This is a genomic window from Pseudomonas sp. 21 (assembly GCF_000955805.1).
Taxonomy (GTDB): Bacteria; Pseudomonadota; Gammaproteobacteria; order Pseudomonadales; family Pseudomonadaceae; genus Pseudomonas.
The window spans coordinates 19,551-40,575 of record NZ_JYOA01000002.1; the positions used below are offsets into that span (position 1 = coordinate 19,551).

18 protein-coding genes are annotated in these 21,025 nt (G+C 65.4%); 7 read left to right on the forward strand and 11 right to left on the reverse strand.

The features are described 5' to 3' along the window. The first annotated feature begins 102 nt into the window (after positions 1-102). Positions 103-1,287 carry a two-component system response regulator RssB gene (rssB, locus tag UB43_RS04515; protein ID WP_045209020.1) on the forward strand — a complete coding sequence of 395 codons (1,185 nt, stop codon included), beginning with the start codon at positions 103-105 and terminating at the stop codon, positions 1,285-1,287. Next, positions 1,284-1,766, forward strand: coding sequence for an anti-sigma factor antagonist RssC (gene rssC / locus UB43_RS04520; protein ID WP_017517513.1), 483 nt, complete (start codon positions 1,284-1,286; stop codon positions 1,764-1,766). The genes rssB and rssC overlap by 4 nt, the downstream gene beginning before the upstream one ends. Before the next feature lie 64 nt (positions 1,767-1,830). On the opposite strand, the gene tal is transcribed toward rssC, so the two are convergent. Beyond that, positions 1,831-2,751 carry a transaldolase gene (tal, locus tag UB43_RS04525; RefSeq protein ID WP_045209021.1) on the reverse strand — a complete coding sequence of 307 codons (921 nt, stop codon included), beginning with the start codon at positions 2,749-2,751 and terminating at the stop codon, positions 1,831-1,833. A gap of 62 nt (positions 2,752-2,813) precedes the next feature. Next, a complete protein-coding gene (dusA, locus tag UB43_RS04530) occupies positions 2,814-3,818 on the reverse strand; it encodes a tRNA dihydrouridine(20/20a) synthase DusA (protein ID WP_045209022.1) in 1,005 nt (334 codons plus the stop codon). Positions 3,819-4,009: 191 nt separating this feature from the next. Here dusA and UB43_RS04535 point away from each other — a divergent pair, with 191 nt between their 5' ends. Beyond that, positions 4,010-4,351 carry a hypothetical protein gene (locus tag UB43_RS04535; RefSeq protein ID WP_045209023.1) on the forward strand — a complete coding sequence of 114 codons (342 nt, stop codon included), beginning with the start codon at positions 4,010-4,012 and terminating at the stop codon, positions 4,349-4,351. Between the two features lie 490 nt (positions 4,352-4,841). After that, positions 4,842-6,059: a methyl-accepting chemotaxis protein gene (locus UB43_RS04540; protein ID WP_373420685.1), complete on the forward strand. Its 1,218-nt coding sequence runs from the start codon at positions 4,842-4,844 to the stop codon at positions 6,057-6,059. A 192-nt stretch (positions 6,060-6,251) separates the two neighbouring features. Here UB43_RS04540 and UB43_RS04545 read toward each other — a convergent pair whose 3' ends face one another. The 5 genes from UB43_RS04545 to puuE all read right to left on the reverse strand — a co-directional run bounded on the left by UB43_RS04545 (position 6,252) and on the right by puuE (position 11,455). Next, complete coding sequence (locus UB43_RS04545) at positions 6,252-7,598, reverse strand: nucleobase:cation symporter-2 family protein (protein WP_045209027.1); 1,347 nt, start codon at positions 7,596-7,598, stop codon at positions 6,252-6,254. 442 nt (positions 7,599-8,040) lie between these two features. Next, on the reverse strand, positions 8,041-9,378 hold the full coding sequence (locus tag UB43_RS04550; protein ID WP_045209029.1) for a urate hydroxylase PuuD: 1,338 nt from the start codon (positions 9,376-9,378) through the stop codon (positions 8,041-8,043). Positions 9,379-9,431: 53 nt separating this feature from the next. Next, the gene (locus UB43_RS04555; RefSeq protein ID WP_045209032.1) at positions 9,432-9,938 is read right to left on the reverse strand and encodes an ureidoglycolate lyase; all 507 of its coding nucleotides are present in this window, start codon (positions 9,936-9,938) and stop codon (positions 9,432-9,434) included. Between the two features lie 69 nt (positions 9,939-10,007). Beyond that, entirely contained in the window at positions 10,008-10,523 is a 516-nt protein-coding gene (gene uraD / locus UB43_RS04560; protein WP_045209034.1) for a 2-oxo-4-hydroxy-4-carboxy-5-ureidoimidazoline decarboxylase, read from the reverse strand. Further along, entirely contained in the window at positions 10,520-11,455 is a 936-nt protein-coding gene (puuE, locus tag UB43_RS04565) for an allantoinase PuuE (RefSeq protein ID WP_045209036.1), read from the reverse strand. The genes uraD and puuE overlap by 4 nt, the downstream gene beginning before the upstream one ends. Before the next feature lie 410 nt (positions 11,456-11,865). Here puuE and uraH point away from each other — a divergent pair, with 410 nt between their 5' ends. Together uraH and UB43_RS04575 are read left to right on the forward strand one after the other, a co-directional pair. Continuing rightward, on the forward strand, positions 11,866-12,219 hold the full coding sequence (gene uraH / locus UB43_RS04570; RefSeq protein WP_045209039.1) for a hydroxyisourate hydrolase: 354 nt from the start codon (positions 11,866-11,868) through the stop codon (positions 12,217-12,219). 149 nt (positions 12,220-12,368) lie between these two features. Beyond that, a complete protein-coding gene (locus tag UB43_RS04575) occupies positions 12,369-14,168 on the forward strand; it encodes an ATP-binding protein (RefSeq protein ID WP_045209040.1) in 1,800 nt (599 codons plus the stop codon). A 78-nt stretch (positions 14,169-14,246) separates the two neighbouring features. On the opposite strand, the gene UB43_RS04580 is transcribed toward UB43_RS04575, so the two are convergent. Further along, positions 14,247-15,593, reverse strand: coding sequence for an NCS2 family permease (locus UB43_RS04580; RefSeq protein WP_045209042.1), 1,347 nt, complete (start codon positions 15,591-15,593; stop codon positions 14,247-14,249). Between the two features lie 395 nt (positions 15,594-15,988). Here UB43_RS04580 and UB43_RS04585 point away from each other — a divergent pair, with 395 nt between their 5' ends. After that, positions 15,989-16,765, forward strand: a complete 777-nt coding sequence (locus tag UB43_RS04585) for a GntR family transcriptional regulator (RefSeq protein WP_017517526.1) — start codon at positions 15,989-15,991, stop codon at positions 16,763-16,765. 112 nt (positions 16,766-16,877) lie between these two features. On the opposite strand, the gene UB43_RS04590 is transcribed toward UB43_RS04585, so the two are convergent. The 3 genes from UB43_RS04590 to UB43_RS04600 are packed head-to-tail and all read right to left on the reverse strand — an operon-like array spanning position 16,878 to position 20,983. Beyond that, positions 16,878-18,320, reverse strand: coding sequence for an efflux transporter outer membrane subunit (locus UB43_RS04590; RefSeq protein ID WP_045209045.1), 1,443 nt, complete (start codon positions 18,318-18,320; stop codon positions 16,878-16,880). Continuing rightward, the gene (locus UB43_RS04595) at positions 18,317-19,384 is read right to left on the reverse strand and encodes an HlyD family secretion protein (RefSeq protein WP_045209047.1); all 1,068 of its coding nucleotides are present in this window, start codon (positions 19,382-19,384) and stop codon (positions 18,317-18,319) included. Before UB43_RS04595 ends, UB43_RS04590 begins: the two co-directional genes overlap by 4 nt. A gap of 15 nt (positions 19,385-19,399) precedes the next feature. Further along, positions 19,400-20,983, reverse strand: coding sequence for an MFS transporter (locus tag UB43_RS04600; protein WP_045209049.1), 1,584 nt, complete (start codon positions 20,981-20,983; stop codon positions 19,400-19,402). Positions 20,984-21,025 lie beyond the last annotated feature (42 nt).

Sequence of the window (21,025 nt, forward strand, 5' to 3'; positions counted from 1 at the left end):
CGGATGGGAGTAGTGTCTGCGCCTTGTCGCGACCGACCCGCGCCGCTGTTCCCTAGAATGAGCGCCAAACCACAACCCCGGCGCCGTTTGCCTGGATGACCCATGCACAAAGCCAGTGCCTCGCTGCTGATTATCGATGACGACGACGTCGTCCGCGAAAGCCTCGCCGCCTACCTGGAAGACAGCGGATTCAAGGTCACACAGGCCACCAACGGCCTGGAAGGCCTGAAAGTCTTCGAGCACGAACTCCCCGATCTGGTGATCTGCGATCTGCGCATGCCGCAGATGGACGGCCTCGAGCTGATCCGTCGCGTCAGCGAGATGGCGGTGGAAACCCCGGTGATCGTGCTGTCCGGTGCCGGCGTCATGAGCGACGCTGTCGAGGCTCTGCGCCTGGGTGCCGCCGACTATCTGATCAAGCCGCTGGAAGACCTCGCTGTCCTGGAACACTCGGTACGCCGTGCCCTGGACCGCGCCTTCCTGCGCTCGGAAAACCGCCGCTACCGCGAAAAGCTGGAAACAGCGAACCGCGAGCTGCAGGCCAGCCTGAACCTGCTCCAGGAAGACCAGAACGCCGGTCGCCAGGTGCAGATGAACATGCTGCCGGAGACGCCGTGGGAGTCCGAGGGCCTGGCCTTCTCCCACCAGATCATCCCGTCGCTGTACCTGTCGGGTGACTTCGTCGACTACTTCCGCGTGGACGCCCGCCGCATCGGTTTCTACCTGGCCGACGTTTCCGGCCACGGCGCTTCGTCCGCCTTCGTCACCGTGCTGCTGAAGTTCATGACCACGCGGCTGCTGTACGAGTCCAAGCGCAACGACATGTTGCCGGAATTCAAGCCGTCGGACGTTCTCGGCCACATCAACCGCGGGCTGATCAACTGCAACCTGGGCAAGCACGTGACCATGCTCGGTGGCGTGATCGACCTGGATACCGACCGTCTGACCTACAGCATCGGCGGTCACCTGCCGCTGCCTGTGCTTTATGTCGACGGTGAAGCCCGCTACCTGGAAGGCCGTGGCCTGCCGGTAGGGCTGTTCGACGAAGCGACTTACGAGGATCATGTCCTCGATCTTCCCAAATCCTTCAGTCTTTCCCTGTTCTCGGACGGCATTCTCGACGTCCTTCCGGGAGCTACGCTGAAAGAAAAGGAGACGGCCCTGCCCGAGCAGGTCGTCGCCGCCGGCGGAACCCTGGATGGCCTGCGTCAAGTCTTCGGACTGGCCAAGTTGTCCGAGATGCCGGATGATATTGCCTTGCTGGTGTTGAGCAGGAACCTTGCATGAGTACCGGTAAAATCCAGTTCGCCGAGCAGGATGGCTCATTCGTCCTGAAGTTCGTGGGCGAAGTCCGACTGACCCTGTGTTCGGCGCTGGATGCCACCATTGAAAAAATCTTCGCCGCGTTGAATTTCTCGGCGATCATCATCGATCTCACGGAAACCCAGAGCATCGACAGCACCACGCTGGGACTCCTGGCGAAGTTGTCGATTCTCTCGCGGCAGAAGGTCGGACTGTTGCCCACGCTGGTCACCACCAACGCGGACATCACCCGGTTGCTGCAGTCGATGGGCTTCGATCAGGTGTTCAACATCGTCGATCGCCCGATTCCGTGCTCGGATTGCCTGACCGATCTGCCTCCCCAGGACCAGTCCGAGGAGGTGGTGCGCGGCAAGGTGCTCGAAGCCCACCGTATCCTGATGGGCCTGAACGAGACCAATCGAGAGGCCTTCCATGATCTGGTGAGCGCGCTCGAGCGCCACTGATTCGATGAGCTGAAATGCAAACCGGCGCCCTGGGCGCCGGTTTGCATTTGCTCGTCCGCAGTTTTCAGCGGTTGGCGAGCAGCGCCTCGAGCTTTTCCTGGTCACGGGCGAACAGGCGGATGCCTTCGGCCAGCTTCTCGGTGCCCATGGCGTCTTCGTTCATCTGCCAGCGGAAGGTGCTTTCGTCCAGTACCTGGCGCGCCTCGCCGCCACCGGGCTGCAATGCGCGCGGCAGCTCGCCCTGGGCGTCGGCCAATTGCTGCAGCAGGTCCGGGCTGATGGTCAGGCGGTCGCAGCCGGCGAGCTGCTCGATCTGGCCGAGGTTGCGGAAGCTGGCGCCCATGACCACGGTCTCGTAGCCGTTGGCCTTGTAGTAGCGGTAGATGCGCGAGACGGACTGCACGCCCGGATCTTCCGCGCCAACGTAGTCGCGGTTGTTGGCCTTCTTGTACCAGTCGTAGATGCGCCCGACGAAGGGCGAGATCAGGAACACGCCGGCGTCGGCGCAGGCGGCCGCCTGGGCGAAGGAGAACAGCAGGGTCAGGTTGGTCTGGATGCCTTCGCGCTCCAGTTGTTCGGCAGCGCGGATGCCTTCCCAGGTGGAGGCGATCTTGATCAGCACGCGGTCGCGGCCGATGCCTTGCTGGTCATACAGGTCGATCAGGCGGTGGGCGCGTTGCAAGGTGGCTTCGGTATCGAAGGACAGGCGGGCGTCCACTTCGGTGGAGATGCGCCCCGGAATCACACCCAGGATGTCCTTGCCCACGGCAACGGCGAAGCGATCACAGGCCAGGCCGGCGTCGCCCTGCGCGCCTTCGGTGGCGCGGGCCAGGTGCTCGGTGTAGCGGGGCAGGGCGGCAGCCTTCAGCAGCAAGGACGGGTTGGTGGTGGCATCCACCGGCTTCAGGCGGGCAATGGCGTCGAAATCGCCGGTATCGGCGACAACCGTGGTGTACTGCTTGAGTTGTTCCAGCTTGGAGGTCATGGCGCGTCTTCCGTAGAGAGTGCATCGACCTTACCCGAGGCCGATGCGTCACTCAACGGGACTCAGTGACCGGCGAGAAGTTCTCCGGCCTGATCGAGCAGTCCGAGGGAATCCTTGGTCTTGTGAACGTCCACCGAGAGCAGTTGGCGGAAGCGCCGCGCCCCCGGGAATCCTTGCGCCAGGCCGAGGACATGGCGGGTCACGTGGTGCATCGCGCCGCCTTCGGCAATGTGCCGCTCGATGTACGGGCGCATCCGTGCCAGGGCTTGCGCGCGGGTGATGGCAGGCTCTGGCGAGCCATACAGTGCGGCGTCGACCTGGGCCAGCAGGTAGGGGTTGTGGTACGCCTCGCGGCCGAGCATCACGCCGTCGAACACCTGCAGGTGCTCGCGGCATTCCTCCAGGGTCTTGATGCCGCCGTTGAGCACGATTTCCAGTTCCGAGAAGTCCCGCTTGAGCTGCGCGGCGATGTCGTAGCGCAGCGGCGGGATTTCGCGGTTTTCCTTGGGCGACAGGCCTTCGAGGATGGCGATGCGCGCGTGCACGGTGAAGCTGCGGCAGCCGGCGTCGCGCACCTGGCCGACGAAGTCGCACAGTTCTTCGTAGCTGTCGCGGCCGTTGATGCCGATGCGGTGCTTGACCGTCACCGGGATCGATACCGCATCGCGCATGGCCTTCACGCAGTCCGCCACCAGCGCCGGGTGGCCCATCAGGCAGGCGCCGATCATGTTGTTCTGCACGCGGTCGCTGGGGCAGCCGACGTTCAGGTTCACTTCGTCGTAGCCGGCTTCCTCGGCCATCTTCGCCGCCGCGGCCAGGTCCGCCGGGTTGCTGCCGCCCAATTGCAGCGCCAGCGGGTGCTCGCATTCGTCGTGGCGGAGGAAGCGTGCGGCATCGCCGTGCAGAAGGGCACCCGTGGTGACCATCTCCGTATAGAGCAGCGCATGGCTGGAAAGCTGGCGCAGGAAGAACCGACAGTGGCGGTCGGTCCAGTCCATCATCGGCGCCACGGAGAAGCGGCGGGAGGGCTCGGGGCGGGTAGTGGTGGTCGGAGCGGCAGTGGTCATCGGTGCTTCGTATCTGGCTTCGCTTGGGGGCGCGAAATCGCTCGCGCCGCGGAAAGGGCGGAGATTTTACCGGGGTTGCCCGCTCCGCGCACGGAAACCGGCGGGCGGTCTGTCTTGGGCTTGATCTGGCCTGCCGGTCAGCATCGACGCAACTGCTACCCTCTGGGTTTCTGACAGAAGGATCTCACTCGATGAAACCCCTATTGCTGACGCTTCCGCTGATCCTGCTGACTGCCTGTTCCTCGCCGGGCAAGCTGAAGGAAGACGCTCCGGCATTGCGGCTGGAGAGTGGCAAGTCGCCCTCGGTCTACATGAGCTGCCTGTTGCCGAAATGGCAGGCCATACGCTCCTCGGCGGCGGTGAAGGAAATCCGTTTCGGCTACCGCTTGCTGGTGCCGGCCGCCTCGGGTGATACCGCTGAGGTGCTGCTGGAGGCGACGGCGGCGGACAAGGGCAGCGATGTGGTGCTCTATCGCCGCAATCCACCAAGCCCGGACGATGCGATCACCCAGGCGGCGCGCAGCTGCCTGTAGCGACTCAAGCAGCGCCTCGTCTACCACTAAGGAACGATAGCCGCCGGGTGCAGCAGGCGGCCTAATGGCTCTGACAAGAATAATCGGGCTCCCCGGCAGCGCGCCCGCGCTGCGCAGCGGCAGGGCCCGCCAGAAGAGAGCTGCCGCCATGGATATCGCGCGTCCGCGTATCGTCCTCATCCTTACCCTGCAGACTTGCGGCCTGGTGCTGCTGTTCATCGCCCAGGCGCTGGGCGGCTGGCCGCTGTCGTTGTGCCTGCTGCTGGCCGCGGTGCTGCTCTGGGGGCCGTGGTTCGTCCCTGAGAGGGCCGCGCCGGCCAGTGCGCTGGCAGTGCTGCCGGATGTCGCCGAGCTGACCCGCGAGCTGTCCCAGGGCACCAGTCGCAATGCGCTGTCCGCCGCCGGGGTGTCCTTCTCCGTGCAGCGCCTGGTGGAGAAGCTGGAGTCCCAGGTGGTGGCGGCGGAGCAGATCGTCGGCAGCGCCGAGGTGATGATCCATACCGAGCGAGCTACCTCGAACCTCGCGCGCCAGGCGAAGGAGGCGGCCACTCTTGCCCGCGCCGGCAGCGATAGCGGGCGCAGCGAACTGCAGGCCGCCATCGACTGCATGCGCCAGTTGAGCCAGCGCGCCAGCGCCAGCCGTGCGCTGATCGAGACCCTGAATGCGCGCAGCGAGGACATCCAGCGCGTCACCCAGGTGATCCAGTCCATTGCGAGCCAGACCAACCTGCTGGCCCTCAACGCGGCCATCGAGGCCGCGCGCGCGGGTGAGCACGGCCGTGGCTTCGCCGTGGTTGCCGAGGAGGTGCGTGGGTTGGCCGGGCGCACCGCCGAGGCCACCGACGAAGTCGGGCAGATGATCGAGGACATTCAGCGCCAGACCGGCGAGGTGGTGGAGCAGATTCGCCAGCTCACCGATGACCTGGGCCTGGGCGTCAGCCAGGTGGAAAGCACTGGCCGCCAGTTGCAGGATATCGCCGGGCTGGCCGCCACCGTGGAAACCCAGATCACCGAGATCGCCGAGGGCGCGGAGATCAACCGCAACCAGCTGGACAGCCTGTTCGCCGCCGTCGAGCAGGTGCGCGGCGACCTGCGCGCCAGCGACGAGCAGACCCACCGGCTGGCGGATGCGGCGGTGCAGCTGGAAACCCAGGCGGAGATGATCAGCGAGCGCCTGGCCGAAGTGGCGCTGGATGACTATCACCAGCGCATCTATGACCTCGCCCGTGCCGGTGCGCAGGCCATCGGTGCGCGTTTCGAGACGGACATCGACACCGGACGCATTGGTCCGGAGGATCTGTTCGACCGGGACTACCAGCCTTTGCCCGGTACTCGCCCGCAGAAGTTCCGCACGCGGTTCGACCGCTACACCGACGAGGTGCTGCCACGCATCCAGGAAGACCTGCTGCAACGCCACGAAGGGCTGGTGTTCGCCATCGCCTGTACTGCCGAGGGGTATGTGCCGACGCACAACCAGGCGTTCAGCCATCCGCCCAGCGGCGACCTGCAGGTGGACATGCTCAAGAGCCGCAGCAAGCGCCTGTTCAACGACCGCACCGGTGTGCGCTGTGGCAGCCACAACCAGCCGATGCTGCTGCAGACCTACTGCCGCGATACCGGCGAGCTGATGCACGACCTCTCGGTGCCGATCTACGTGCGCGGGCGCCAGTGGGGTGGGCTGCGTTTGGGCTACCGCCCGGAAGCCTGAGGCCGACTACCCGTATGAAAGCCGTCCCGTAGGAGCGAGCTTGCTCGCGAACCAAACCCCGTTGTGGGGCTGTTCGCGAGCAAGGACTAGGCGTCCCCCTCGGTCCTGCTTGGAGCCGCAGAAATAAAAAAAGCCGCGAAGGAGTTGGACGCGGCTTGGTGCGGGCGTCCGGGAGACGCCCGCGAAAGGGGCTCAGTGATGCCCGCAGAGGGCGTCGCGGCCTTGTTCGCCGAGGATGTTGAAGAGGATATTCAGCACCACGGCCCAGATCGCGGTCATCGCGATGCCGCTGTGGGTGATCGGCTCCATCCACTGCGGCAGCGCGGCGAAGAAGTCCGGACGCACCACCGGCACCATCCCCATGCCAATGCTCACCGCCACCAGCAACTGGTTGCGGCGATCGACGATGTCCGCCTCATGGAGGATGCGGATGCCGCTGGCAGCGACCATGCCGAACATGGCGATGCCGGCGCCGCCCAGAACGGCTGGCGGAATCGAGGCGACCAGGAAGGCGGCCTTGGGCAGCAGCGACAGGGCGATCAGGAACAGCGCGGCGGCGGCGGTGACGTAGCGGCTGCGCACGCCGGTCATCTGCACCAGGCCGATGTTCTGGGCGAACGAGGAATGGGTGAAGGTGTTCATGAAGCCGGCGATGAAGGATGCGCCGGCATCGCACAGCAGGCCGCGGCGCAGGCGGTTGGGGCAGATTTCGGTCTCGGTGATCTTGCCCAGGGCGAGGAACATGCCGGTGGACTCGACGAAGATGATCACCACCACCAGGCACATCGAAAGCACCGGAGCCAGGTGGAATTCCGGGGCACCGAAATGCAGCGGGGTGACCACGTCGAACCACGGGCGCTGCTCGATGCCGTCCAGGCTGACCATGCCCATGCTGGCGCCGATGATGTAGCCCAGCAGCATGCCGATCAGCACCGAGACGTTGACCCAGAAGCCCTTCAGGAAGCGGTTGATCAGCAGGATGACTGCCAGCACGAAGGAGGACAGGGCGAGGTATTCGATGGCGCCGAAGTTGGCTGCCGCCTTGCCGCCGCCGGCCCAGTTGATCGCCACCGGGAACAGGCACATGCCGATGGAGGTGATCACGGTGCCGGTCACCAGCGGCGGGAAGAAGCGCACGATGCGGCTCATGAATGGCGCGATGAGCATGCCGAAGAAGCCCGCGGCGATGGTCGCGCCGAAGATGCCGGTCATGCCCACGCCGGGCATCCCGGCCATGGCGACCATGCTGCCGACGGCGGCGAAACTGGCGCCCATCATCACCGGCATGCGGATGCCCACCGGGCCGATGCCGAGCGATTGCACCAGCGTGGCGATGCCGGCGACCAGCAGGTCGGCGTTGATCAGGAAGGCGATTTCCTCGCGGGAGAGACCGGCGGCCTGGCCGACGATCAGCGGGACGGCGACGGCGCCGCCATACATCAGGAGAACGTGCTGGAAACCGACCAGCAGCAGCTGCAGCAAGGGCAAACGCTGGTCGACGGGCGAGCCGGTATGGGAGCGCTCAGTTACCACGGACATGCAACACCTCGGTTTTTATTGTTGTCAGTCGCTGGTTGCCGGACGGGCACGACAACCGGGAAGTACTGGCCGATCTCACCCCCGGGGCCGAGCGGGTGAAGCGGTGCGGGACTTTATAAACGCGATGTGTATTACGTTCAATCGATTTTTGTATACAACTCTGCGGTCACGTTTTGTCTGCCTGGTGCTGCATGGCTCTGGGCCGCGCGTTTCCTGGGTTCGGCAATTCTGTAGCCATTGGTCGAGTGGACTACATTTTTGTTTCAGGGGCTGCTTTTCGTAGGAGCGAGCTTGCTCGCGAATGGACGCGCTCCCTGTCGCGACGGTGCGTCGGGATGTTCTGTTCGCGAGCAAGCTCGCTCCTACAGGGGGCATGCCGGGCGTTTCGTGGGCATAAAAAAACCGCACCCGAAGGTGCGGTTCTTCTGGCCGTGCCGCAGGCTCAATTAACCTGGGCACCCTTGGAGATCCAGTCTCCGACGAGCTTGCGCTCTTCCGGGGTCATCTGGGTGATGTTGCCCAGCGGCATCACCTGCGAAGCCACGGCCTGCGCCTGGATGCGCGGGGCGAGCTGCTGGATCTGCTGCGGGGTGTCGAACATCACGCCGGCCGGCGCGGTGCTGAACAGGTTGCTGGTCGGCTTGGCCGAGTGGCAGACGGCGCAGCGCTCCTGGATGACGTGGTGGACCTTGTCGAAGCCTTCGGTCGAGCCCGCGGCGGCGGATGCCTGGGCCGGAGCAGCCTGAGCCTGCTGGGCAGCGGCAGCCTTGGCGGCTTCCTCGTCCTTGGCGCGTTCGGCCGGGGTCTTGCCGCCAACGGCGGTTTCCGGCAGCGGCTGGTACTCCACCTTCGCCGGTTGGGCGCTGGCAGTGTTATCGCTGCTGGGGAAGTTCGGGCCGGTGACGAACGCCAGGGCGATCATGCCGACGGCGCCGGCGGGCAGGGCCCAGGCCATGCCGTTGCCGTTGTGGCGGGTGTTGAAGTAGTGACGCACGATCACCGCCAGCGCCGCGATGCAGGTCAGGATCAGCCAGTTGTAGTGGCTGCCGTAGGTGCTCGGGAAGTGGTTGCTGATCATGATGAACAGCACCGGCAGGGTGAAGTAGTTGTTGTGGCGCGAACGCAGCAGGCCTTTGGCCGGCAGTACCGGGTCGGGCTCGCGGCCTTCCTCGATGGCCTTAACCAGTGCGCGCTGGGCCGGCATGATCACGCGGAACACGTTGCCCACCATGATGGTGCCGATGATGGCGCCCACGTGCAGGTAGGCACCGCGACCACTGAACACCTGGCTCAGCAGGTAGGCGGCGAGCACCAGCAGGCCGAACAGGATGGCGCCGAGCAGGGCGGGTTTCTTGCCCAGCGGGGAGTCGCACAGGGTGCTGTAGATGAACCAGCCGGCGATCAGCGAGCCGATGCCGATGGCGATGGCGGCGGCCGGGGCGAGGTCGCTGCCCGGTGCGATCAGGTACAGGGTCGGGTTCAGGTAGAACACGATGGTCAGCAGGCAGACGCCGGACATCCAGGTGGAGTAGGCCTCCCATTTGAACCAGTGCAGGTTGTCCGGCATTTTCGGCGGGGCGAGCTTGTACTTCTCCAGGTGGTAGATACCGCCACCATGGATCGCCCAGAGATCACCGGAGAGCCCTTCGCGCGGGTTGGCGCGGTTGAGGTTGTTCTCCAGCCAGACGAAGTAGAACGAAGCGCCGATCCAGGCAATGCCCACAATCATGTGGACCCAGCGGACCAGCAGGTTCAGCCATTCGATGAGATGTGCTTCCACAGTTTTTTACCTCTTGCCCGGGTGCCGCCGTCGCGGCAGGCGGGCCTCTCTTATTAGTTCGCTTGGGGGTCGAGGAGGAGCTGTTCGTCCTCGGTGAAGAAATGCTCGTCGCAGTTGTTGCCAGAACCGCTGCGATCGACCACCAGGAAGTCATCCCGCTTTTCGATCGTCAGCACCGGGTGGTGCCAGACGCCGCGGTGGTAATTGACGCCCTGCTTGCCGTTGGACAGGAAAGCGCGGACGAGGCCCGATACAGGTACATCGCCAAGGGGCGCGACCACGATCAGAAAGGGGTTGCCGAGCAGCGGAATGAACGCCTGACTGCCCTGCGGATGACGTTCCAGCATGCGGATGCGCAAGGGCATCTCCAGTGATTCGGCGCTGAAGATGCTGATGATGGCCTTGTCATCGGGCTGCGCCGTTTCGACGGTGGCGAGCTTGTGATAACGGCGGGTGGAACCGTTGTTGATCATGAAGAAGTCACTGCCTTCGGTTTCGATGACATCACCGAATGGGGCGAAGGCTTCCTTGGTCAACGGCTCGATCTTCAGGGTACGCATGGCTGGTCTTCTTATTTCGTTGTTCGCATGGACCCCTTCCAGTGGGAAGGGGAGTGAAGGTCCGCTCGCTCAGAGCTGCTGCAGGCGGAACATCGCGATCTTGTTGATCTCCGCCAGGGCGGTCTGGAACTCCTGCTCCGGCGTGTTGTGGATGCGCTCTTCGAACGCAGCCAGGATCTGGTGACGGTTGCTGCCCTTCACTGCCTTGATGAAGGGGAAGCCGAACCTGGCCTTGTACGCGTCGTTGAGTTCGGTGAAGCGGGCGAACTCCTCGGCGGTGCAATCCTGGATGCCGGCGCCGGCCTGTTCGGCGGTGCTGGAGGCGGTCAGCTCGCCGCGGACAGCGGCCTTGCCAGCGAGGTCCGGGTGCGCGTTGATCAGCGCCAGCTGCGCGTCGTGGCTGGCGGACAGGAGGATGTCGGCCATGCGCTGCTGCAGCAGTTCGATGTCGTTCAGGCTGTCGTCGACGCCCAGGTCATAGGCCTTCTCGGCGACCCACGGGGAGTGCTCGTAGATATCGGCGAAGGCGCTGACGAAGGCCGCGCGGTCGAGGCTGGCCGGGGTGAGGGTCTGGAAGCGGCTCATGCCAGGGTCTCCTGCGCTTTGAACGGGTGGTTCTCGTGCCAGTGCTTGGCGATGTCTACACGGCGTGCGATCCACACCTTCTCGTGACCCTTGACGTACTGGATGAAGCGCTCCAGCGAGGCCATGCGAGCCGGACGGCCCAGCAGGCGGCAGTGCATGCCGATGGAGAGCATCTTCGGCGCGCCCTCGGCACCTTCGGCGTAGAGCACGTCGAAGGCGTCCTTGAGGTATTCGAAGAAGTCGTCGCCCTTGTTGAAGCCCTGCACCTGGGTGAAGCGCATGTCGTTGGTGTCCAGGGTGTAGGGGATCACCAGGTGCGGCTTCTCGGCGGTGCTCGCCGGGTCCCAGTAGGGCAGGTCGTCGTCGTAGGTGTCGGAGTCGTAGAGGAAGTTGCCATCCTCGCGGACGATGCGGCGGGTGTTCGGGCCCAGGCGGCCGGTGTACCAGCCCTGCGGGCGCTGGCCGGTCAGCTCGGTGAGGATGCGCACGGCCTCGAACATGTGCTCGCGCTCCTGTTCCGGGTCCATGTACTGGTAGTCGATCCAGCGGTAGCCGTGGCTGCAGATCTCGTGGCCGTCGGCGACCATCTGGCGGATTGCCTCGGGGTGGCGCTGGGCGGCCATGGCCACGGCGAACACGGTCAGCGGCAGGTCGTGCTTCCTGAAGAGTTTCAGCAGGCGCCACACGCCGGCGCGGCTGCCGTACTCGTACAGCGATTCCATGCACATGTTGCGCTCGCCCTTGAGCGGCTGGGCGGCGACCATTTCGGAGAGGAAGGCTTCGGATTCGGCATCACCGTGCAGGATGTTGCGCTCGCCGCCTTCCTCATAGTTGAGGACGAAGGACAGGGCGATGCGCGCATCGTTCGGCCAGTGCGGATGGGGGATGTTGTTGCCGTAACCGATCAGGTCGCGTGGGTAGTCAGCGCTCACTGCAGTGTTCCTTCTTGTGGTTGGCGGTCGGCGCCGAGTCGGTGGACCGTGCGCTGCCGTTGATGGGTGCATTGTATACAAAATGTGGAGTGGTCTGTAAATACAATCTGCGCAACGGTCGTTTCATTCCATTCGTCAACGTTCGACAGGGCCTGGATGCACGGTGTGCCCTGTTCTGGCGCGGGCTTGGCTGGCTTTGCAACGGGTTCTGCAGCTGCTGGCTGGAGGGTGCCGGCAGGGCTTTTGAGCGGGTTGAATCAATTTTTTGTATACAATCAGTTGTGCGGCTGGGTATATTCGCTTCACCCAAACGCACCCGCGGGCTGTCTCGATGGCGACCCGCTCATTCGCATCAACAAGACAGAGGAGGAAGGTGTCGGCCGGCTCCGCCGCAGGACACCGATAAGCCCATGGGACGCCTGACCACTCACGTACTGGATTCCGCCCACGGCTGCCCTGGCCACGGCATCAAGATCGAGCTGTATCGCGTCGAAGGTCAGCAACTGGAGCTGATCACCACCCGTGTGACAAATGATGACGGTCGCTGCGACGAGCCTCTGCTGCAAGGCGAGGATTTCCGCGCCGGCGTCTATCAGTTGCTGTTCAACGCTGGCGACTACTACCGCGCCCGCGGCGTCGAGCTGCCCCAGCCGGCGTTCCTCGACCAGGTGGTGCTGCGCTTCGGCATCGCCTCGGAAAGCGACCATTACCACGTGCCGCTGCTGATCTCCCCCTACAGCTATTCCACCTATCGCGGCAGCTAGTCCCCGCCCGTAGGTTTTCCCCCGGACTCTTCGTGGAGTCTTCCTCGGCCCGCCCACACTGCGGGCTTTTTTTTGCCTGCGATTTCTCCGACGTGTGGTCCCTGCTTGGGCTAGAACTATCAGGAAATTACCCTTTTCCGAGAGAGTGCATGAGCAGAATCCTGATCGTCGAAGAGCAACCGGTAACGCGTCATGCCTTGCGCTTGATGATGGAGGCTGATCGCCATGAAGTGGTCGGTGAAGCCGACAACGGACCCGATGCCCTGCACCAGGTGCGCCAGTGCAAGCCCGACCTGATGATCCTCGAGCTCTCCATCCCGCGTCTGGGTGGGCTGGAGGTGTTGCAGCGACTGGCCGCCCAGGATTCGCCGGTCAAGGTACTGGTGCTGACCGCGCAGGATTCCGAATACTTCGCCGGCCGCTGCTTGACCGCGGGTGCCGCCGGCTTCGTCAGCAAGCAGGAGGACGCCCAGGCGGTGCGCGAAGCCGTGCGCGCCATCGCCCAGGGGCATAGCTATTTCCCCAGCCATGCGCTGGGTAGCGTCAGCGCGGCCGAAGAGGCGGGCCATGGTGAGCTGCTCAAGGGCCTTTCGGTGCGCGAACTGAGTGTCCTGCAAATGCTCGCGCGGGGCTTGAGCAATATCGCCATCGCCGACCAGTTGTCCATCAGTGACAAGACGGTGAGCACCTACAAGGTGCGGTTGATGCAGAAGCTGCACGCCAAGTCGCTGGTGGAGCTGATCGATATCGGTCGCCGGCATGGGCTGGTGGAAGGAGGTCCGGCAACGGACGTGGAGTCTGCCGGACAGGCGGTCGATGCCGAGGATCGTGCTGAACTCGATCTGTTGCGCAACATGCTCGATGCCCTGCCGCATCCTCTCAGTCTGCGGGGGCTCGACGGCAAGATCCGCTACTGCAACAAGGCGGCCTATCTCATTCCTGGCAAGACGCGCGACGAGATGATCGGCAGCACGCTGGCCGACCTGGGGCTTTTCGCCAGCAGCCGCGAGGGCGAGATGCTGGCCTCCACCCTGAGCGCCACCATCGCCCGTGGCGAGCCGGCGGATGTAGATGTCGAATTCCAGTCCATCAACAATATCCGTCACGTCGTGTATTTCTGGTCGCGCCCCTATTATCGCGGCGAGGGTGAACTGGCCGGAGCGATCACCGGCGCCGTGGATATCACCCAGCGCGACGACCTGATCCGCGTATTGCGTAATACCAGCGCCCGCGCCGAATCCATCAGTCGCGGCAAGAGCGAGTTTCTCGCCAGCATGGGCAGCGAGTTGCAGGGACCATTGCAGAGCCTGGTGGCGATGATCGACCTGTCGCTCAACCAGAGTGATCCCGAGCGTCGGCGAGAGCCGCTGGGCGTGGCGCGCTCGCTGGCCAATAACCTGCTGCATGTGCTCGGTGACCTGCAGATGCTCAGTCGCGCCGAGTCGGGGCGCCTGGAGCTGATGCCCGAAATGGTGGACCTGCGCCAACTTCTCGACCGCAAGCTGGAGAAGCTGCGTGAACCTGCGAAGGCAAAAGGCGTGGAGGTGGTCGCGGACTTCGAACTGGCCATACAGACCGCCGTCTGGTGCGATCCGCAACCGCTGCGCCTGGTGCTCGACAATCTGCTGGGCAACGCCCTGAAGTTCACCGACAGCGGTCGCATTCTGCTGCGCTTGCAGGCGCGCGGGCATGGTCAGGGAATGGTCGGGGTGCAGATCGATGTGGCCGATACCGGCGCGGGCATTCCCCTGGAGGAGCAGGCCGGGCTCTTCGATCCCTTCAGTCAGCCGCTGCAGAGCCAGAACGTCCGGCGCGGTGGCAGCGGCCTGGGATTGGCGCTCGCGCGTGGCCTGGTGGAGGCAATGGGCGGTGAACTGCTGATGAGCAGCCGGCCAGGTGTGGGCAGTGAATTCAGCGTCCACCTGGAACTGCCCGCAGCCTCGGATTGAGCCCGGCGAAGCATCAGCCCCTGAAACCCAAAGACCCCGGCCAAGGCCGGGGTCTTTCGTTTCATCGCGTGCTGCGACTCAGAGGAAGATGAACTTCGCCACGAAGATGGCGCACAGCGCGTACAGGCTGATGGTCACGTCCTTGTGGCGGCCGGTGAAGACCTTCATCGCCACGTAGGTCACGAAGCCCAGCGCGATGCCGTCGGCGACCGAGAAGGTCAGCGGCATCATGATCACGGTGACGATCGCCGGGATGGTCTCGGTGTGCTCGTTCCAGTCGATGTGGGCCATGCCGCCCATCATCAGCATCGCCACATAGATCAGCGCGCCGGCGGTGGCGTAGGCGGGGATCATGCCGGCCAGCGGGGCGAAGAACATGGCCGCGACGAACAGCACGCCGACCACCACGGCGGTCAGGCCGGTACGGCCGCCGGCGGCGACGCCCGCGGCGCTTTCCACGTAGCTGGTCACCGGCGGCACGCCGAGCACGGCACCGAAGGCGCTGGAGGTGCTGTCGGCCTTCATCGCTTTCGACAGGTTCTCGATGCGACCGTCTTCGCGTACCAGGTGCGCGCGTTGCGCGACGCCCATCAGGGTGCCGGCGGTGTCGAACATGTGCACGAAGAGGAAGGCCAGGATCACGCTGATCATGGTCACGTTGAACGCGCCGGAGATATCCATCGCCAGGAAGGTCGGCGCCAGGCTCGGGGGCATGGAGAACACGCCGCCGAACTGGACGATGCCCAGGGCGATGCCGGCCACGGTGACGGTGAGGATGCTGATCAGGATGCCGCCGAACACGCGGCGGTATTCCAGTACGGCGATCATCAGGAAGCAGATGGCGGCGAGCAGCGGGCCGGGGCTGGTCAGGTCACCCAGGTGGACCAGGGTGGCTGGGCTGGCGACCACGATGCCGGCGGTCTTCAGGCCGATCAGCCCGAGGAACAGGCCGACGCCGGCGCCCATGGCGAAGCGCAGGCTGACCGGAATGCTGTTGAGCAGCCATTCGCGGATGCGCGAGAAAGTCAGGATCATGAAGGCGATGCCGGAGATGAACACCGCGCCCAGCGCGATCTCCCAGCTGTAGTTCATGGTCTTGACCACGGTGTAGGTGAAGAAGGCGTTGAGGCCCATGCCCGGCGCCAGGCCCACCGGCCAGTTGGCATACAGGCCCATGAGGAAGCAGCCCAGCGCGGCGGCCAGGCAGGTAGCCACGAAGGCGGCGCCGTGGTCGATGCCGGCGTCGGCCATGATGTTGGGGTTGACGAAGATGATGTACGCCATGGTGATGAAGGTCGTGAGACCCGCGGCGAGTTCGGTCTTCACGGTGGTGCCATGCTGGCTGAGCTTGAACAGGCGTTCGAGCAGGCCGGTGGCGGGGGGACTGGATGCAAAGGATTGTTGTTCTTGTTTGGTGCTTTCCACAGCGGTACTCCTCAACGCTCTTGTTGTTGGTCCCTTGCCGTCGGCTGGTTCACCTGCGTCCCTTGCGCTAACGGAAAGAGTTGTGAGGGTGTGAATGTTGACCTTTGGGTCAGGAAGTCACGCCGCGATTATGCAGTTGTGTACAAAAAGTTCAAATAATGTTTAGTGTCTTGCCGAAAGATTTTTACAAGCAAAGCGTCGGAATGGTCGCACGCTGACCTTCACCAAGCTCCGGTGCCGTGCGGCCTTGGGCTTGATCGCGAGTCGCTCGCGACGGCTGCACGATAGTGGCCACTTTGTGTACACTGTGCCCCACGCCTGGCCCGCGGCCAGCTTCACTCATGCCCCCACGGATTTCGCGCCGGTTCAACCCGGCTGAGCAGGGTTCGACTCCGATGACCGACCAGTTGCAACAGATCAGGAAGCAGCCGCGCAATGGCAAGGCGCGCAGCGGCACTCAGGACGAGATCGTCTACGCGCACATCTTCGACGCCATCCTCGAACAGCGCCTGGCGCCCGGCACCAAGCTGAGCGAAGAGGCCCTCGGCGAAATCTTTGGCGTCAGCCGCACCATCATCCGTCGCGCCCTGTCGCGCCTGGCCCACGAACAGGTCGTCCTGCTGCGCCCCAACCGTGGCGCCGTGGTGGCCAGCCCGAGCATCGACGAAGCCCGGCAGATTCTCTTCGCCCGCCGCACCGTCGAGCGCGCGATCACCGAGTTGGCCGTGGACAACGCCAGCAGCGATACCCTCGCCGAACTGCGCGACATGGTGAAACAGGAGCAATCCAGCTTCGCCCGCGGTGACCGTGGCGCCGGCATCCGCCTTTCCGGCGAGTTCCACCTCAAGCTCGCCGAAATGGCGAAGAATGCCCCGCTGGTGGTGTTCCAGCGCAGCCTGGTGTCGCAGACCTCGCTGATCATCGCCCAGTACGAAAGCGGTGGCCGCTCGCACTGCTCGTTCGACGAGCACAACGAGATCCTCGACGCCATCGAGAAGGGCGACAAGGAAAAGGCCGTGACCCTGATGATGCACCACATGGCGCACATCGACGACAAGCTGAACCTGGACGTGGACGGCGCCTCCGGCGACCTGCACGCGGTGTTCTCGCACCTGCTGGCCGGCAAGAAGAAGCCGCGCCGCAGCAAGGCCGACGCCGACTCGGCGGCCTGATCGCCGAGCCAGAAAAAAGCCCCGCATCTGCGGGGCTTTTTCTTTTTCGAGGGCAGGATAGTCACTCCCTGTAGGAGCGGGCCACGCCCGCGATCGCGCCCACGGGGCGCTCCTACAGGTTCTGCGCGCGCTCTTCGGCCTGCTGCCAGCCGCCACCCAGGGACTTGTAGAGCAGCACCAGCGTGGTCACCACGGCTTCGCGGCTGCGCACCTGCTGTTCCTCGGTGGCCAGCAGTTCGCGCTGGGCGCTGAGTACGTTGAGGAAGTCCACCGCGCCGGCCTTGTACTGCTCGCGGGCGTTGGCCAGGGCAGTGCGGCCATGCTCGGCGGCGCTGTCCAGGCTGGCCAGGCGGCGCTGGTCGGCGGCGTAGTCGGTGAGCGCGTCGTCCACTTCCCTCCAGGCATTGAGCACGGTGCGGCGGTAGGCGATGGCCGATTCCTGCTGCTGGGCCTCGCGCAGGGCGAGCATGCCCTTCAGTCGGCCGCCCTCGAAGATCGGCAACGACAGGCTCGGGCCGATGCCGAAGGTGCGGCTGTTCCAGTCGCCGAAGCCGGACAGTTGCAGCGCCTGGAAACCGAAGCTGCCGTTGAGGCTGATGCGCGGATAGAAATCCGCCCTGGCCACGCCGATGCTGGCGGTGGCTGCATGCAACGTGGCTTCGGCACGGCGGATATCCGGACGACGCTGGGCCAGTTCCGAGGGCAGGCCGACTGGCACGCCACGGGGCGGCTGCGGCACGGGTTTGGCCTGGGCGAGCTCAGCTTGCAGCGCGCCAGGCGCTTCGCCGAGCAGGTAGCCCAGGGCGTTGATCAGTCGCGCCTGGCGCTTCTGGCTGTCGGGCAGGCGCGCTTCGATGCTGGCGACCTGGGTCAGCGCCTCGGCCACATCCAGTTCGGTGGCGACGCCATCGGCGCGGCGCAGGCGGGTCAGCTCCAGGCTGCGCTGGGCGATCTCCAGATTGCTGCGGATGATCGCTTCCAGGTCCTGTTCGGCGCGCAGTTGCAGGTAGTTGCGTGCGGTCTCGGCGAGTACCGAGACGAGCACGTCGCGGCGGCCTTCCTCGGTGGCCTGCACGTTGGCGTCGGCGGCTTCCAGTTCGCGGCGCACGCGGCCCCAGAAGTCCAGCTCCCAGGACAGGTCGAAGCCGCCATCGAGCTGGTTGAAGTTGTCCTTGCCCGCCTTGCCGGACGGATCGCTCAGGCCGACTTCGCTGTTGCGCTTGCGCTGGTAGCCCAGGCCCGCGCCGACGTTGGGCACGGCATCGCCGCCCAGTGCCTGGCGGATCGCCCGGCTCTGCTGCAGGCGCGCATCGGCTTCGCGCAGGTCGAGGTTGGCATTTGCCACGCGGCGTTGCAGGTCATCCAGTTGCGGGTCGCCCAGCAGAGTCCACCACTGCGCTTCCAGCGGGGCGTTGAGCGCCTGGCTCGGCGCCTGGCCGCGCTGGGCCGACCAGTCCACCGAGTCGGCATCTTTCGGGCGCTGGAAGTCCGGGCCGACACTGCAGGCGCCGAGCGCGAGCAGAGCCAGGAACAGAGAGGTGCGGGTGGCGATCATTGCACGGCCACCTGCTGCTCTTTCGCTGCGTGCTTGCCGGTGTCGATCCGCGCGATCACCGACATGCCCACGCGCAGCTTGTCGCGCAGCGGCTGGTCGGCGTCGAGGACGATCTTCACCGGGATGCGCTGGACGATCTTGGTGAAGTTGCCGGTGGCGTTGTCCGGGGCGATGGGCGCGAAGCTCAGGCCGGTGGCCGGGGCGATGCTGTCGACGTGGCCGCGCAGCTTCTCGCCGGGGAAGGTGTCGATACTGATCTCGACCATCTGGCCGGGCTGTACATCGGTGAGCTGGGTTTCCTGGAAGTTGCCGACCACATAGGCGTCCTGCAGCGGCACCACCGCCAGCAGCGCATTGCCCGGCGTGGTGTAGGCGCCGACGCGCACGGCGCGGCGGCCGACCATGCCGTCGAAGGGCGCGCGGATCTCGGTGTACGACAGGTTGAGTTGCGCCTGCTGCAACTGCGCCTGCCCACGCTTCAGCGCGCCGAGCGCTTCGGCCTGCTGTGCCAGCAGCACGTCGAGCTGCTTGCGAGCGGCGAGGGCGGCGGCCTTGTTCTTGTCCAGCACGGCCTTCGCCGAGTCGACGTGCGAGCGTGCCTGCTGGGCGTTCTGCAGCGTGCCGGCGCCCTGAGTGGCGAGGTGCTGGTAGCGATTGAGTTCCTGTGTGGCGAAGGTCAGTGCGGCCTGGTCGGCTTGTACCTGGGCGGTGGTCTGGGCGATCACTGCCTGCTGGCGCTCCAGGTCAGCGGCAACGTGGTGATGACGCGCCTCGGCGGCCAGCACATCGGCTTCGGCGGCATCCAGCGCAGCGCGATAGTCGCGGGCGTCGATGCGCGCCAGGACCTGCCCGGCCTTCACCGACTGGTTGTCTTCCACCAGCACTTCCTCGATGAAACCGGCGACTTTTGGCGCCACCAGGGTGAAGTCCGCGTGGATGTAGGCGTCGTCGGTGCTCTGCTCACGGCTCGGCCCGAGCAGGCGCAGCAGCAGGTAGACGACAAGGGCGAGCAGCAGCACGGCAACCAGGGCCAGACTGCCGCGACGGGAGCTGAGTTTCGACATGGGCAGACCTTTGAATCAGTGGTTGGGGATGACAGGGCGCGGCGGATAGACCCGCAGCGGCATCAGCGGAATCAGGACGAGCAGGGCGGCGGCCAGCCAGGACATCGCCAGCAGCGTGTCGGAGGCGGCGAGCACGCCGGCCTGGCCGCGTACCTGGCCGGCCAGGCGGCCGACGTTTTCGGCGCCGCCCAGTTGCTCCAGGCGCAGGCCGAGGGCTTGCGAGGCGTTGCCCAGGTGATCGACCAGGCGGTTGGAGTGGTAGTGCTCGCGCCAGGTCATCAGGAGCGACACCACGGCGCTGCCGAGCACCGCCGAGAAGCCGCGCACGCTGTTGAACCAGGCCGAGGCAAACGGCCCCTCGATGGGCGCGACAACGCTGGTGGCGGACATCAGCAGCGGCACGATGGCCATCGGCTGGCCGATGATCTGCAACGCCAGCAGGGCGTAGAAGTTCTCTCGCGTCCACTCGCTGGTGAGCTGGCTCATGCCGAAGGCCGACAGCCCGCACAGGCTGATGCCGATGGCCAGCACCCAGCGGCAATCCACCCGCGGGATGTTGCACAGTGCAGCGACCAGCGGCAGCGAGACCAGTTGCGGCAGCGCTACCAGCAGTGCCATGGGTGCCGATTGCAGCGGGCGATAGCCGTGGGCGGAGGCGAGGTAGGACGCCGGCACGCCGGAGCAGGCTCCGAGTACCACCAGCACGCCGGCGAGGGTGATCAGCGAGTGGGTGAAGTTGCGCCGCTTGAGGATGTCCAGGCGGAAGAACGGCAGAGGATGCGTCCACTCGTTGACGAAGAACGCCGCCAGCAGCCCCGCGCCGCCGATCACCAGCAGGGTGATCAGGTCCGACTCGAACCAGTCCAGGCGCTCGCCCTGCAAGAGGCCGATTACCAGCATCAGGATGCCCGGCAGGCCGAGTGCAAGGCCGATGGTGTCGAACTGGCGCAAGCGCTCCAGGCGTAGCGGGTCCTGCGGGATGCCCCAGGCGACGGCGGCCAGCGCCACGGCGCAGAGCGGGATGACCTGCCAGAACACCCACTGCCAGCCGACGAACTCGGTCCACAGCGCCGCCAGCGGCATGCCCAGGTTGGGCGCGAAGGTGGCGGTCAGCGCATAGGCGCCCAGGCCGTAGAGCTTGATGCCCGGCGGCAGGAAGCGCAGCGCCACGGTCATCAGCATCGGCGGCATGCAGCCGCCGGCGAAGCCTTGCAGCAGGCGCAACAGGTAGAGCGTCTCGACGTTCGGCGCGAACGGGCAGAGCAGCGCGAGCAGGGCAAAGCAGGCGATGGCACCGAGGGTAAAACGGCGCAGCGACACGGTGACCGAGAACCAGGGCGCGAAGGCCATGGCGGCGACCTGCGCCGCCGAATACAGGGCGATCAGCCAGGTGCCTTCGTCGTGACCGATGGACAGCGCGCCGCGCACGTCGGTCATGGCCAGGTCGGTGACCTTCTCGTTGAGGCCGGCGCTGAGGGAGGCGATCAGTACGCCGATCATGCCGACCACGATGCGCAGGCCGAATGGCTGGGCAACGGCTGGCGTGGCGCGCTTGGCCGGTTGCGAAGTGGCGGCGGAAATCGGGGCGAGCGCGGTCATGGCCGGCCTCCACGGGGGTGGCCGATGCCGCCGCCGGTGGGC

What these genes read in the sequence shown, in the direction of transcription:
- UB43_RS04575 (WP_045209040.1), top strand. Translation starts at nt 12,369, where the DNA reads ATGAGCAGAATCCTGATCGTCGAAGAGCAACCGGTAACGCGTCATGCC.
- rssC (WP_017517513.1), top strand. Translation starts at nt 1,284, where the DNA reads ATGAGTACCGGTAAAATCCAGTTCGCCGAGCAGGATGGCTCATTCGTC.
- UB43_RS04600 (WP_045209049.1), bottom strand. Translation starts at nt 20,983, where the DNA reads ATGACCGCGCTCGCCCCGATTTCCGCCGCCACTTCGCAACCGGCCAAG.
- rssB (WP_045209020.1), top strand. Translation starts at nt 103, where the DNA reads ATGCACAAAGCCAGTGCCTCGCTGCTGATTATCGATGACGACGACGTC.
- tal (WP_045209021.1), bottom strand. Translation starts at nt 2,751, where the DNA reads ATGACCTCCAAGCTGGAACAACTCAAGCAGTACACCACGGTTGTCGCC.
- UB43_RS04595 (WP_045209047.1), bottom strand. Translation starts at nt 19,384, where the DNA reads ATGTCGAAACTCAGCTCCCGTCGCGGCAGTCTGGCCCTGGTTGCCGTG.
- uraD (WP_045209034.1), bottom strand. Translation starts at nt 10,523, where the DNA reads ATGAGCCGCTTCCAGACCCTCACCCCGGCCAGCCTCGACCGCGCGGCC.
- UB43_RS04535 (WP_045209023.1), top strand. Translation starts at nt 4,010, where the DNA reads ATGAAACCCCTATTGCTGACGCTTCCGCTGATCCTGCTGACTGCCTGT.
- dusA (WP_045209022.1), bottom strand. Translation starts at nt 3,818, where the DNA reads ATGACCACTGCCGCTCCGACCACCACTACCCGCCCCGAGCCCTCCCGC.
- UB43_RS04545 (WP_045209027.1), bottom strand. Translation starts at nt 7,598, where the DNA reads ATGTCCGTGGTAACTGAGCGCTCCCATACCGGCTCGCCCGTCGACCAG.
- UB43_RS04590 (WP_045209045.1), bottom strand. Translation starts at nt 18,320, where the DNA reads ATGATCGCCACCCGCACCTCTCTGTTCCTGGCTCTGCTCGCGCTCGGC.
- UB43_RS04555 (WP_045209032.1), bottom strand. Translation starts at nt 9,938, where the DNA reads ATGCGTACCCTGAAGATCGAGCCGTTGACCAAGGAAGCCTTCGCCCCA.
- UB43_RS04585 (WP_017517526.1), top strand. Translation starts at nt 15,989, where the DNA reads ATGACCGACCAGTTGCAACAGATCAGGAAGCAGCCGCGCAATGGCAAG.
- uraH (WP_045209039.1), top strand. Translation starts at nt 11,866, where the DNA reads ATGGGACGCCTGACCACTCACGTACTGGATTCCGCCCACGGCTGCCCT.
- UB43_RS04540 (WP_373420685.1), top strand. Translation starts at nt 4,842, where the DNA reads ATGATCCATACCGAGCGAGCTACCTCGAACCTCGCGCGCCAGGCGAAG.